The 13,055-nt window shown below is 68.6% G+C and carries 14 protein-coding genes; 11 read left to right on the top strand and 3 right to left on the bottom strand.

Features of this window, described 5'->3' with window-relative positions; genetic code table 11:
- Positions 1–5 precede the first annotated feature (5 nt).
- From VK92_RS01010 to VK92_RS00990, 5 genes are all read left to right on the top strand, one after another.
- The gene (locus VK92_RS01010; protein ID WP_048023046.1) at positions 6–1,208 is read left to right on the top strand and encodes an amino acid aminotransferase; all 1,203 of its coding nucleotides are present in this window, start codon (positions 6–8) and stop codon (positions 1,206–1,208) included.
- A gap of 164 nt (positions 1,209–1,372) precedes the next feature.
- Positions 1,373–1,771: a DUF488 domain-containing protein gene (locus tag VK92_RS01005; RefSeq protein ID WP_048023166.1), complete on the top strand. Its 399-nt coding sequence runs from the start codon at positions 1,373–1,375 to the stop codon at positions 1,769–1,771.
- 158 nt (positions 1,772–1,929) lie between these two features.
- The gene (locus tag VK92_RS01000; RefSeq protein ID WP_042974849.1) at positions 1,930–2,214 is read left to right on the top strand and encodes a DUF1488 domain-containing protein; all 285 of its coding nucleotides are present in this window, start codon (positions 1,930–1,932) and stop codon (positions 2,212–2,214) included.
- A 22-nt stretch (positions 2,215–2,236) separates the two neighbouring features.
- On the top strand, positions 2,237–2,476 hold the full coding sequence (locus VK92_RS00995; protein WP_006479066.1) for a hypothetical protein: 240 nt from the start codon (positions 2,237–2,239) through the stop codon (positions 2,474–2,476).
- Between the two features lie 155 nt (positions 2,477–2,631).
- Entirely contained in the window at positions 2,632–2,982 is a 351-nt protein-coding gene (locus VK92_RS00990; RefSeq protein ID WP_021159168.1) for a hypothetical protein, read from the top strand.
- 48 nt (positions 2,983–3,030) lie between these two features.
- Here the strand turns inward: VK92_RS00990 and VK92_RS00985 are convergent, their stop codons facing one another.
- From VK92_RS00985 to lhpI, 3 genes are all read right to left on the bottom strand, one after another.
- Positions 3,031–3,810 (bottom strand): helix-turn-helix domain-containing protein, encoded by a 780-nt coding sequence (locus tag VK92_RS00985; protein ID WP_021159167.1) that lies wholly within the window; start codon positions 3,808–3,810, stop codon positions 3,031–3,033.
- Positions 3,811–3,826: 16 nt separating this feature from the next.
- Positions 3,827–4,231: a response regulator transcription factor gene (locus VK92_RS00980; protein ID WP_021159166.1), complete on the bottom strand. Its 405-nt coding sequence runs from the start codon at positions 4,229–4,231 to the stop codon at positions 3,827–3,829.
- Between the two features lie 167 nt (positions 4,232–4,398).
- Positions 4,399–5,334, bottom strand: coding sequence for a bifunctional Delta(1)-pyrroline-2-carboxylate/Delta(1)-piperideine-2-carboxylate reductase (gene lhpI, locus VK92_RS00975; protein ID WP_048023045.1), 936 nt, complete (start codon positions 5,332–5,334; stop codon positions 4,399–4,401).
- 263 nt (positions 5,335–5,597) lie between these two features.
- Here lhpI and VK92_RS00970 point away from each other — a divergent pair, with 263 nt between their 5' ends.
- The 6 genes from VK92_RS00970 to VK92_RS00945 all read left to right on the top strand — a co-directional run bounded on the left by VK92_RS00970 (position 5,598) and on the right by VK92_RS00945 (position 12,942).
- Positions 5,598–6,335, top strand: coding sequence for a FadR/GntR family transcriptional regulator (locus VK92_RS00970; protein WP_021159164.1), 738 nt, complete (start codon positions 5,598–5,600; stop codon positions 6,333–6,335).
- A gap of 121 nt (positions 6,336–6,456) precedes the next feature.
- Complete coding sequence (locus VK92_RS00965; RefSeq protein ID WP_048023043.1) at positions 6,457–7,578, top strand: branched-chain amino acid ABC transporter substrate-binding protein; 1,122 nt, start codon at positions 6,457–6,459, stop codon at positions 7,576–7,578.
- An 89-nt stretch (positions 7,579–7,667) separates the two neighbouring features.
- Entirely contained in the window at positions 7,668–8,675 is a 1,008-nt protein-coding gene (gene lhpH / locus VK92_RS00960) for a trans-3-hydroxy-L-proline dehydratase (RefSeq protein ID WP_021159162.1), read from the top strand.
- A 173-nt stretch (positions 8,676–8,848) separates the two neighbouring features.
- Positions 8,849–11,437 carry a penicillin-binding protein 1A gene (locus VK92_RS00955; protein WP_048023042.1) on the top strand — a complete coding sequence of 863 codons (2,589 nt, stop codon included), beginning with the start codon at positions 8,849–8,851 and terminating at the stop codon, positions 11,435–11,437.
- 79 nt (positions 11,438–11,516) lie between these two features.
- Complete coding sequence (locus tag VK92_RS00950; protein ID WP_048023040.1) at positions 11,517–12,392, top strand: PilZ domain-containing protein; 876 nt, start codon at positions 11,517–11,519, stop codon at positions 12,390–12,392.
- Positions 12,393–12,615: 223 nt separating this feature from the next.
- Positions 12,616–12,942 carry a DUF4148 domain-containing protein gene (locus tag VK92_RS00945; RefSeq protein ID WP_021159159.1) on the top strand — a complete coding sequence of 109 codons (327 nt, stop codon included), beginning with the start codon at positions 12,616–12,618 and terminating at the stop codon, positions 12,940–12,942.
- Positions 12,943–13,055 lie beyond the last annotated feature (113 nt).

Below are 13,055 nucleotides of genomic sequence, written 5' to 3'. Positions count from 1 at the left end.
AAGCCATGTTCGAACACATCGACGCGTACCCGGGCGACCCGATCCTGACGCTCAACGAGAACTTCCAGAAAGATCCGCGTGACCAGAAGGTCAACCTGAGCATCGGCATCTACTTCGACGCCGAAGGCCGGATTCCGGTCATGGGCGCCGTGCGCGAAGCCGAAACCGCGCTGCAGCGCGACCTCGGCGCGAAGCCGTACCTGCCGATGGTCGGCCTCGCCGCGTATCGCGACGCCGTGCAGGCGCTCGTGTTCGGCGCCGATCACCCGGCCCGCGCGGCCGGCCGCATCGCGACGCTGCAGACGCTCGGCGGTTCCGGCGCACTGAAGGTGGGCGCCGATTTCCTGAAGCGCTATTTCCCGGATTCGCAGGTGTGGCTCAGCGATCCGAGCTGGGAAAACCACCGCTTCATCTTCGAGCGCGCCGGCTTCACGGTGAACACGTATCCGTACTACGACGAGGCGACGGGCGGCCTGAAGTTCGACGCGATGCTCGCGGCGATCGACGCGCTGCCGGCGCGCAGCATCGTGCTGCTGCACGCGTGCTGCCATAACCCGACCGGCGTCGACCTCGACGAAGGCCAGTGGGAGAAGCTGATCGACGTGATCGAGGCGCGCGGGCTGCTGCCGTTCGTCGACATGGCCTACCAGGGCTTCGGCGCGGGCCTCGACGCGGACGCGTTCGCGGTGCGCGAACTGGCCCGCCGCGGCGTGTCGGCGCTGGTCGCGAACTCGTTCTCGAAGAACTTCTCGCTGTACGGCGAGCGCGTGGGCGGCCTGAGCGTCGTCTGCGAGGATGCCGCGGCGGCCGACCGCGTGCTCGGCCAGCTGGCCGGCGCCGTGCGCTCGAACTACAGCAACCCGCAGACCTACGGCGCGAAGGTCGTGGCCGCCGTGCTCGGCACGCCGGCGCTGCGCAAGCAGTGGGAAGAGGAACTGGCGGCGATGTGCCGCCGCATCGCGCGGATGCGCCAGTCGATCCATGACGGCCTGCGCGACCATGTCAGCGGCGAGGCACTGACGCGCTACGTGAAGCAGCGCGGGATGTTCACGTACACGGGCCTGACCGAATCGCAGGTCGACGCGCTGCGCGAAGTGCATGGCGTGTACATCCTGCGTTCGGGCCGGATGTGCGTCGCGGGCCTGAACGACTCGAACGTCGCCATCGTGGCCGATGCGATCGGCAAGGTGCTGAAGAGCGGCGTCTGATCGCGGCGCGCCCCGGCGCGCCGCGCGGCTGGCCGAACTGGCTGTCTCCCGCAAGGGGGCAGCCGGTTTTTCGTTGTGCGGCCGCAATGTCCGCCACCCGGCTGACGCGGGCGCAGGCGTGGCGGTACGATCACGCAATCGGACGCAACACGAACAGGAGCGACATGGGCATCCGGATCATCCAGCTCGGCTCGCCGCGCGCGGCCGGCGAGGGCCTGCGGATCGGCACGGTGCGGCGGCCGCCGCGCGGCGTGCCGAAGGCGGAATTCGCGTCGCGCAACTACTATGATGTATGGCTGCCGACGTTGTCGCCGAGCCCGGAACTCGTCGCGCAGGCGCAGGCCGCCGAAACGGACGCCGAGTGGAATGCGTTCCGGCGTCACTTCCGCGCGGAGATGGCGCATGGCGATGCGCCGAAGGTGCTCGACCTGCTGGCGGCGCTGTCGGCGACCACCGCGTTCTCGATCGGCTGCTATTGCGACGACGAACGCCATTGCCACCGCAGCGTGCTGCGCGAACTGCTCGCGGAACGCGGCGCGACGATCGAGCCCGACGCGGGTTGAGCGTCGGTTGAAGGCGGGTTGAAAGCGAGCGAGCGTGTCGTCGCTAGCCGCGGCGGCACGCTGCCGCCGTCCATCGTGCGGCGCAGCGAACCCGTTGACGTGGGTCAAGCGTGGAGGCGCGCGCGCCACTATGCTCTTGTCATGGAGCGATCACGACGATGACAGGCGGACAGATGCAGATTGCCTTCCCGCCGGAACCGCCCGAATATTGCGCACGCGATCTGGTCGTGGCGTTTTCGGCGCTGGTCGACGGACGTTGCGTGCAGTGCGCGGTCACGGCCGAGGCGCTGGAAGATCATTTCGGCGCGCCGTCGCTGCTCGAACGCGACCTGCTGGCCGCATTCGACGCGCACCGGTCGGCGATCGAGGCGATGGCGCGACGCATGCTCGAGGAAATCGGCGGCCGGCCGGTGCTGCTGCACAGCGGCCACTTCCGGCTCTGAGACGGATACAGCAGGAGGGTGCATGACACTGCAGGGCAATATTCACGAACGCGACTGGTCCGTCGAAGTCGAGACGCGCCCGTGCGAATCGGGCGAATTCCGCTGCCGCGTGTCGGTCGAGCATGGCGCCGGTGCCGCGCGCTTTCACCATACGTTCGAGCACAGCCATGCGTATCCGACCGAGCGGGAGGCGATGATCGAAGGGCTGCGGGCAGGCATGACGTGGATCGAGATGAAGGCGTCACAGACCTTCAACGTATGAACGATCCCGCGCCGACGAAGGCGCGGGCAGACTATCGGCCGGGCAGCGATCGAAGAAATCGCGCCGTGCCACGGGCAACACCTGCCGCCGCATTTCGATGCGGGCGGCATATGCAAGGCGGTCGACGAGCGGGCGGCCCCGTCAGGAGACACGACATGGGCGTGGGCATGCAGATCGCCTGCCATGGATTCGCGGGTACCGCCGCGATCGAAGCCGAAGCCGGCGCGCTGCTGGTGCGGCTCGAGCGCTTCCGCGCGCTGATCGGCGGCTGCCACCTCGCCATCGAATCGCGTGCCGCGGCCGATGGCGCGCGCCGGTTCGACGTGCGGCTCGACCTCGTGATGCACGACACGTCGCGCTGGCTGCTGCCGGCGTGTGTCGGCGACGATTTGGACGACACGCTTCGCCGCGCGTTCAAGCAGGCCGAACAGGCGCTGATCGCATGCCAGGCGGGCGGTGCGAGGGTGGGGCTGCGCGATGCGGCGGCAGGCAGCCCGGCGCAATGAGGCATCGCACGCGATGCCGCGCCGGCGGCCGGGCGTCGGCGCGGCCGGTCAGACCCGGGCGAGCGCTTGCGAGTCGATGATGCGCACGCGCTTGCCGCGCGTTTCGACCAGTGCTTCGCGATGGAACCGCGAGAACATCCGGCTGACGGTTTCGAGCTTCATCCCGAGATAGCAGCCGATTTCCTCGCGCGTCATCCGCAGGTTGAATTCCGTCGCCGAATAGCCGCGTGCCTCGAAGCGCGACGACAGGTTCAGCAGGAATTGCGCGACCCGCTGTTCGGCCGACATCGTGCCGAGCAGCAGCATCTGGCTCGATTCGCGGACGATCTCGCTGCTCAGCATCTGGTAGAGGAAGTGCTGCATTGGCTTGATCTCGCGGCACGCCGCTTCGAGCGCGCCGAACGGGATGATGCACACGACGCTGTCTTCGAGCGCGATCGCGTCGCAGCAGTGCTGGCCGCTGCCGATGCCGTCCATCCCGAGCGTTTCACCGGCAATCTGGAAGCCCGTCACGTGTTCGCGGCCGTCGCGATGCATCATCACCGTCTTGAACGAACCCGCGCGCACCGCATAGATGCTCTGGAACGGATCGTCGGTGCGGAACAGCGCGTCGCCCTGGCGCACCTGCCGGGTCGTGCAGATGATCGCGTCGAGGCGGCCGTATTCGGCGGCCGTCAGTTGCGGCGGCAGGCACATCGAGCGCATCGCGCACGCCGAGCAGCGCGCGGCGGGATGCTTGGCGGCGTCGGCACGCGTGACCGCGCGAAGCGGAATCGTCGGCCGGGGCGTGATGGATACGTCGGCGGCGCAGGCGGTGGCTGTGGACATGAGTCACTCCGGCTCGTCAGGGGTGGTGCACGCGAGCGTGCACCAGGGATTCGATGACGCGGCATGCGGCGTCGAATTCGACGGTCTTGTCGAAGAAATAGTCGGCTCCGGCCGACGCGCATGCCTCTCTGAATGCCGGCGCCGAGTGATTCGTCAGCACGATCGTGACGATGCGCGGCGCGGCTTTCGACAGCGTCCCGATCAGGTCGAGGCCGCTGCCGTCCGCCAGCCGCAGGTCGACGATCACGACATCCGCCTGGCTGCTGCGGATGTGCGTCCACGCGTCCTGGCCGTCTTCCGCCTCGCCCACGACGGCGACACCGCGGATCGCGCCGACGAGCAGCGCGATCCGCTGTCGGACGGCGACGGCGTGATCGACGAGAAACACCCGGAGCGCGGCGGGCAACTGGCTGGCATTCATGCCGGCAGTATCGTGTTGTGCCGCCGAAAATGAAATCGGCCGAATTGGAAGTTGATGTAGGCCGCGGCGACGCGTTGTAGGGCGATTCCTACAACGCGTACGGGAAATCGCCGGAGCGGCCCCGGTGTGACGTGCCGTGTGCGGGGCGGGCGGGTCGTCCTGCCGGATCAGCCGGCCCGGCGCGCGTCCAGCGCATCGCGCGCGGTTCGGCACGCGGCCAGATCCCACGCCGCACAGCCGACGCTCTTGAACAGCAGCGGCCCGGTACGGTCGAATGCGCCGCCCAGCACGTCGGCGAGCGACGCGACCTGCTGCCAGTCGACCTGCGCGACGATCAGGTCGCCGGCCTCGTGGCGGGCGCCGGCCGGATCGTCGACGACCAGCCGGCTGGCACGCACGGTGTTCGCGTCGATTTCCGCGGCGTCCGCGGTGAACGCGCCGACGCCGACCACCAGCCGGCCTTCGCGCGCGGCTTCGCGGTAGACGGGCGTGCGGCTCGTCGTCAGCGTCACGACGACGTCGATCGCATCGGGAACCGCGTCGCCGTCGAGCGGTGTGAGATGCGGCGCGTGCGCGCGGTGCGCGGCGCAGAATGCCGCCGCGCTGTCGGCGCGATTGCCGCGCACGTGCAGGCGCGCGTCGGGAAAGATCGCCGCGAGCGCTTCCGCGTGATTGGCCGCCTGCTTGCCGGTGCCGATCAACAGGATGTCGCGCGGCGCGGCGCCGTGCAGCGCCTGGATGCCGAGCGCGGTGATGGCCGCCGTGCGGCGTCCGGTGACCGTCGGGCCGTCGAGCGCGAAGCGCATCTCGCCGGTGGTCGCGTCGTACGCGGTCACCTGGCCGAGGATCGTCGGCAGCCCGCGCGCGCCGTTGCCCGGGCACACGTTCACGAGCTTGTGGGTCGCGAGGTCACGCGCGCTCGACGGCATCGACAGCATCACGCCGCCGGCCTGCAGCGGCACGACCAGGCGCTCGGGGCTGACGATCTCGCCCGCCGCATAGTCGGCGACGGCCTGCCTGAGCGTGGCGAGCAGCGCCGGGTAGTCGAGCAGCGCGGCCGTGTCGGCCGCATCGAAAACGGGAATCGGGGAAAGCGCGGTCATCGTGTACGTCGCATGCGTCGGTGAGCGTGGACGACGGGCGCATGCCGCGCCCGCCACAAAGCTGCCGGATACCGTGGCACAGGGCAGTGTGGATCGAATCTATACCACTTTCTGGCCTGCCCGCAACCCAGAAAATAAAGCGTCTCGCCGTTTTTGGTTCTAATATCTGTCCAGAAGGGCTGCCTTGGCCTCGATGCCGGCGTGCTCCGGTATAGTGCGAACCCATTCCAGATTCACGCCCGCGACCGGGCAGGAGCTACACGATGATGTCCGCGCGTCCCGACTCACTCGAAGGCGGATTCAAGCCGCTGCAGATCTACGAGCAGGTGGCCGAGAAGATCCGCGACGAGATCCGCGCGGGGCGCTACGCCGCCGAGTCGCGGCTGCCGTCCGAGCGCGAGCTCGCGGGGCTGTTCCAGGTCGGCCGGCCGGCCGTGCGCGAAGCGCTCGGCGCGCTGCAGAACGAAGGGCTCGTGTTCACGAAGCGCAATTCGGGCACCTACGTCGTCGCGGCGCCGCTCGACGTGCTCGCGCAGCGCGGCGACACGCACGAGGCGTCCGAAGCCGATTTCAGCCCGACGTCGACGCTCGACGTGCGGTTGATCCTCGAGCCGGCGATCGCGCGCCTCGCGGCCGCGCACGGCCGGGCCGACGCAGGCGCCGAACGCTACCTGGCCCAGATGGAAACCATTACCGACGTCGACGATCCGCATCAGCGGGCGCTGTGGAACGAGAGCGACCGGTTGTTCCACCGGCAACTCGCGTTGATGACCGGCGACCCGCTGATCGTGAAGATCGCGGACGAAGTCGCGAAGACGATGGACCAGCCGCTGTGGAAGCGGCTGAAGGACGACGGCATCTACGACGCGGGCCGGATCCGGCTCTACGTGTCCGAGCATCGGCTGATCTACGAGGCGATCGTGTCGGGCGACGCCGATGCGGCGGCGTTTTATGTCGAACAGCACATCCGCCGCGTGCGGCGCGACATCGCGCCGAAGTGACCGCGTCGAAATCGTTCTGGTCTGAAAAATGACCAGAATCGAACACTTTATTTTGAAATTGCTTGCGCGGTGACCACGCGTGTCCTACATTGGTTTCACACAAAACCAATCAGGAGACATCATGCGACACCTCGTTACCGCGCTTTCGGTGGCCATCGCCGCCGGCGCGCTGACTTCCGCGCACGCGCAGGAAGTCGTGATGATCGGCCATTCGGCGCCGCTGACCGGCCCGCAGGCCGCGAACGGCAAGGACAATGAAAACGGCGCGCGGCTGGCCGTCGACGAACTCAACAAGGCCGGCATCAAGGTCGCCGGCAAGACCGTCACGTTCAAACTGGTTTCCGACGACGACCAGGCCGACCCGAAAGCGGGCGTGCAGGTGGCGCAGAACCTCGTCGACAAGGGCGTCGTCGCGGTGCTCGGCCCGTACAACTCGGGCGTCGCGATTCCCGCATCGCGCGTGTACTCGAATGCCGGCGTGCCGATGCTGCCGGTTGCATCGAACCCGGCGCTGACCAAACAGGGCTTCAAGAACATCTTCCGGATCGGCGCGAGCGACGAGCAGCTCGGCGGCACGATGGCCACGTTCGCCGCGAAGACGCTGAACGCGAAAACCGCCGCCGTGATCGACGATCGCACCGCGTACGGGCAGGGCGTCGCCGAACAGTTCATGAACGTCGCGAAGGCGAACGGGATCAGGATCGTCGACCAGGAATACACGAACTCGTCGGCCACCGACTTCCTCGGCATCCTCACCAAGATCAAGGCCAGCAACCCCGACGTGATCTTCCTCGGCGGCTACGCGGCGCAGGGCGCGCCGATGGCCAAGCAGATGAAGCAGCGCGGCCTGCGCGCGAAGCTGCTCGGCGGCGACGGCATCTGCTCGGCCGACATGGGCAAGGTCGCGGGCGACGCGGCATCGATCGTCTACTGCGCGCAGGGCGGCGTCGCGCTCGAGAAGACGGCGGCCGGCCGCGAATTCCTGAAGAAGTACCACGACACGTATCACACCGATACGCAGGTCTACGGCGTGAACTACTACGACGGGATGAAGCTGCTCGCCGACGCGATGGTCAAGGCCGGTACGACCACCGACAAGGCGAAGCTGATCGCGCAGCTCGCGAAGTCGAACTACGCGGGCGTCGCGGGCACCTATTCGTTCGACGCGAACGGCGACCTGAAGGGCGCGCCGACGACCGTCTACGTGATCCGCAACGGCCTGCCTGAGCCGTACGCGAAGTAAGCGACCCAGCGACGCACCAGGCGCCGCACAAGCCTGTCACCGGACGGCGGCGCGACCGCCGTCCTTCGTTTCCACGCATCCGATCGACCATGAAAATTTCCCGATCCCTTTCCACCGTCGAAGTGCATACGGGCGGCGAAGCGTTCCGCATCGTCACGAGCGGGCTGCCGAGACTGCCGGGCGACACGATCGTCCAGCGCCGCGCGTGGCTCAAGGAGAACGCCGACGAGATCCGCCGCGCGCTGATGTTCGAACCGCGCGGCCACGCCGACATGTACGGCGGCTACCTCACCGAGCCGGTGTCGCCGAATGCCGATTTCGGCGTGATCTTCGTGCACAACGAAGGCTACAGCGACCATTGCGGGCACGGCGTGATCGCGCTGTCGACCGCCGCCGTCGAGCTCGGCTGGGTGCAGCGCACGGTGCCGGAAACGCGGGTCGGCATCGACGCGCCGTGCGGCTTCATCGAGGCGTTCGTGAAGTGGGACGGCGAGCATGCGGGGCCGGTGCGCTTCGTCAACGTGCCGTCGTTCATCTGGCAGCGCGACGTGTCGGTCGAGACGCCGTCGTTCGGCACCGTGACCGGCGACATCGCGTACGGCGGCGCGTTCTATTTCTACGTCGACGGCGCGCCGTTCGACCTGCCGGTGCGCGAAGCGGCAGTGGAAAGGCTGATCCGCTTCGGCGCGGAAGTGAAGGCCGCCGCGAACGCGAAATACCCGGTCGTGCATCCGGAGATTCCGGAAATCAACCACATCTACGGCACGATCATCGCGAACGCGCCGCGCCATCCGGGCTCGACGCAGGCGAACTGCTGCGTGTTCGCGGATCGCGAGGTCGACCGCTCGCCGACGGGCTCCGGCACCGGCGGCCGGGTCGCGCAGCTCTACCAGCGCGGGCTGCTCGCGGCCGGCGACACGCTCGTCAACGAATCGATCGTCGGCACGGTCTTCAAGGGGCGCGTACTGCGCGAAACGACGGTCGGCGGGATGCCGGCCGTGATTCCGGAAGTGGAAGGCAGCGCGCATATCTGCGGGTTCGCGAACTGGATCGTCGACGAGCGCGATCCGCTGACCTACGGTTTTCTCGTGCGCTGAGTCGCCGCGCCGATCGGCCGCGCGTTGCGCGGTTTCCCGTTTGTCGTACCAGGCTTGGCGCGTCGTTCCCGTCAGGGAGCGCGCGCCTTTTTTGCGTGTGAGCCGGCACCCGGCCGCCCGCGCAGGCGGGCGCGACGCCGTCGCGGTTCGGCCGGCCGCGCGAGTTTGGTACGATGCACCCTTTTCAGCCGAGCTCCACCCGCGTGAATCGCCGAAACGTGTCGTCAGTGCGTGACTTCTGTGCCAGATGGGTCGCGCGCGCCCAACCCGTCGCGGCTGCCGCCGCCGCGAGGGTCAAGCCTCTCGCCGCCGTTGCGTGGCACCACCTGCGTCATCCTACGCGCCGCGGCGTGCTGCTCGCGGGCGCCGCCGTGCCGGCGCTGTTCGTGGCGTACGTGGTCGTGCTCATCCCGTTTACGCCGGGTATCGGCGACATCCGCAAGGCGCGTGTCGACCAGCCCGCGCAGGTGCTGTCCGCCGACGGCAAGCTGCTGGCCGAATTCAAGCCGTCGAACCGGGAATGGGTGCCGCTCACGCAGATCTCGCCGCACATGGTCGATGCGCTGATCGCGACCGAGGATCACCGCTTCTACGAGCACCACGGCCTCGACTGGAAGCGCACGGCATCGGCCGCGCTCCATACGTTCTCGGGCAGCCGCCAGGGCGGCTCGACGATCACGCAGCAGCTCGCGCGCAACCTGTATCCGGACGAAATCGGCCGCGCGCCGACGCTCACGCGCAAGGTGAAGGAGGCCATCACCGCGCTGAAGATCGAGGCCGTCTACAGCAAGGACCAGATCCTCGAGACCTACCTGAACACGGTGCCGTTCCTGTACAACGCGTACGGCGTCGAGATGGCCGCGCGCACCTATTTCGACAAGTCCGCCGACGAGCTGGACGTGCTCGACAGCGCGACGCTCGTCGGGATGCTGAAGGGCAACAGCTACTACAACCCGGTGCTGAACCCCGAGCGCGCGCTGCAGCGGCGCAATACGGTGCTCGGCCAGATGGTGAAGTACGGCAAGCTGTCGCCCGCGCAGTTCGCGCAATTGCAGCGCCGGCCGTTGCGGATCGATTTCGAGCGCCAGAAGGAGCCGCCCGGGCCGGCGCCGCATTTCGCGCAGCAACTCCGCAAATGGCTGATCGCGTGGGCCGACCGCAACGACTACAACATCTACGCGGACGGGCTGATCGTGCGCACGACGATCGACTCGCGGTTGCAGCAGATGGCGACGCAGGCGCTCACGCTGCAGGGCAACCAGTTGCAGGGCATCGCGAACAACGCGTGGAGCGGCCGCGACGGCTGCGGCACCGACAACGAGGTCTTCCGCACCTTCATGCGCGAGTCGCCCGAGTACAAGGCCGCGCAGGACGCCGGCAAGGACGACGCGGCCGCGATGAAGCTGCTCGCGGCCGACCGCGGGTTCATGCGTGCGCTGTGCAAGACCAAGACCGACGTGCAGGCCGGCTTCCTCGCGATCGACCCGCGCAACGGGCAGATCCGCGCGTGGGTCGGCAGCCGCGACTTCACCAGCGAGCCGTTCGACCACGTCGCCCAGGCGCGGCGCCAGCCGGGCTCGACGTTCAAGCCGTTCGTCTATGGCGTCGCGTTCGCGAACGGGATGAAGCCGGACGACACGTTCATCGACCAGCCGGTCGAGATCCCGTTGAAGGGCGGCGAGATCTGGCGGCCGAACGACGACGTGCCGCCGACGGGCAAGCCGATGACGCTGCGCGACGCGGTCGCGCTGTCGCGCAACCGGATCACCGCGCAGGTGATGGAGAAGGTCGGGCCGGCCTCCGTCGCAAGGCTCGCGCGCGACATGGGCGTGCGGGAAAGCCCGCTCGAACGCGTGCCGTCGCTCGCGCTCGGCACGAGCCCGGTCACGCTGAAGGAAATGGTCGCGTCGTACGCGACGATCGCGAACGGCGGGCTGTATGTCGAGCCGCAGATGGTGACGCGCATCGAGAACCGCCAGGGCGACGTGCTCGCCGAATACGCGCCGGCGCCGCCCGAGCGCGCGCTCGACGCCGAAACCGACAAGACGCTGCTCAGCGTGATGCGCGACGTCGTGACGCGCGGCACGGGCGGCAGCATCCGCACGCGCTTCGGGATTCGCGGCGACGTGGCCGGCAAGACGGGCACGACGCAGGACAACGCGGACGGCTGGTTCATCCTGATGCAGCCCGGCCTCGTTGCCGGCGCGTGGGTCGGTTTCGACGACGGCCGCGTGACGTTGCGCAGCGATTACTGGGGGCAGGGTGCGCACAGCGCGCTGCCGATCGTCGGCGATTTCTTCCAGCGTGCGCAGCGCGCCCGGATCGTCGACACGAAGGCGAAATTCGATACCGAGCCGTCGCCGGGCTGGTTCGCGTCGCTGCGCGAGCGCGTGACGGATCTGTTCGACACATGGTTCCCGCCCAAGCCTGAGAAGGCGCCCGCGCCGGCCAGGACGCAGCGGGTGGAGCGCGCGCCCGAGGCTGACACCGGCACGGAATCGGCCGCCTCGGCCGCCTCCGCGCCGGAGGCGGCATCGGGTGGCATCGTCGAGGAATGGGTGCCGGCGTCGGAAGTGGCCGCGTCGGCTGCCGCGCTGTCGGCCGGCGCGTCGCAACCGCAGCCTGCTCAGCCGCCAGCGGGGGCGAGCACGCCAGGCGGGGGCAGCTCGGGCCTCGGTACCGCACCGGCCGCCGCGCCTTCGGCTGCACCGGCCCAGCCGCCCGTGCCGGCCGCTCCCGACGCGAGCGGCGCTTCGCAGTAACGGAGCCGTTCAGATTTCGCGCGCGGCTGCCGTAATCATGGTGTCATGACAGATCGCGCGGTCGCTCCGCGCCTCTCCGATGAGGCTATTTTCCGACTACGTCGCGCTCGCGCGCGACGATCTCGCCGCCAGTGTCCCGCTCGCCTTCGATCTCTACGATGCCGACGGCGCCGCGCTGCTGCCGGCGGGCACGACGCTGCGCGATGCCGTGCAGCATGCATTCCTGTTCGACCATTTCCGGCCGGTACGCCGGCGCGACGACACCGAAGCCGAAACCGAAACCGCGCCGCGCGCGCCCGACGCGGTGCCGCACGCCACGCGAATGGGGTTGTCGGCGGGCGCCGCGATCGGCATCCGCCGCCGGGTCGGCACGACCCGCGGGCTGCAGCGCTACCGGCTGATCGGCATTGCCGCATCGGGTGCACTGTTCGTCGAGCCGCAGCCGGCGGCCGCGTTCGACTTCGCGAGTGGCGACGACATCGAGGCGGTGGCCATCGGCCGTGCCGCGGTGTCGCGTTTCGGTGCGACGGTGGAGTCGGTGCAGGGGGCGGGCGGCGCGCGGTTCCTGGTCCTGTCGCCCCCGGGTTTCGTCGACCGCCTGCGCACACGCGCGGAGCCGCGCGTGCCGGTGCGGATCGCCGCCAGCTGCGCAGGCGGAGCGGAGGGCGCGGAAGGCATCGGGATGGTGCACGACATCAGCGTGAGCGGGCTGTCGATTGCCGTCGACCGGCCGATTGCCGCCATCGGCGAGCCCTTGCGCGTGCTGCTGCCGTACGCGACGGGCGGCCGGGTCGAGCTGCTGGCGCTCGACGGCACGGTGCGGGCCGTCCATGCCGACCCGGCGGCGCCCGCGCTGACGCTGCATCACGCGGCGTTCGGCGAGATCGGCGCCGACGACCTGATTCGCCTCAAGGCGCTGCTGTTCGACCGGCTGATGGCATCGTCGGGGCGCTGATGCCCGGCGGGGCGCGCCGGGCACCGTATCGCGGCATTCGGTGCGCGAACGCCGATAATCATCTGACGATTCAGTGAATTCCGCGACGATTGTATGTTTTCCGTCAACAGTGAATTCGTGATTTAAGTATTTACCCTGATAGAGCCGCCTCCTAGACTTTTACTCATGCGCAACGACCCCGAGTCCGAAGCGCCTGACAAAACAATCCTGGAGGTAATGCATCATGAAATCGCTGATCAAGGCAGTTGCACTGGCCGCCCTGGTGGCCGCACCGGTCGTTTCGTTCGCCCAGAGCCAGCAGCCGCTGACGCGCGCGCAAGTGCGCGCCGAGCTGGTCCAGCTCGAAAAGGCCGGCTACAACCCGAACGACTGGATCAACTACCCGGAAAACATCCAGGCCGCGCAGGCGAAGATCGCCGCGGCACAGAACACCGGCGCGCAAGCCGACGCAACGGGCTACGGCTCGAACCCTGTCGGGACGTCGCAGTCGGGTCAGCGCGTGCTGGTGCCGGCCGCCACCGACCGTTCGTCGGTGTTCTTCGGCCACTAAGCCTGGCAGCGCCCGCAAGGGCGCCCGGCGCTTGCCGTCTCTTCCGAAACCCGTGCACGGTGTCCGTGTGCGGGTTTTGCATTTGGGCTGCCTGAATCGTCGGGGCGGGCGCG

The sequence above is a fragment of the Burkholderia sp. LK4 genome (genome assembly GCF_001043615.1).
Lineage (GTDB): Bacteria > Pseudomonadota > Gammaproteobacteria > Burkholderiales > Burkholderiaceae > Burkholderia > Burkholderia cepacia.
The sequence above is the reverse complement of the archived record's forward strand: the minus strand, read 5'-3'. Positions and strand labels throughout refer to the sequence as shown.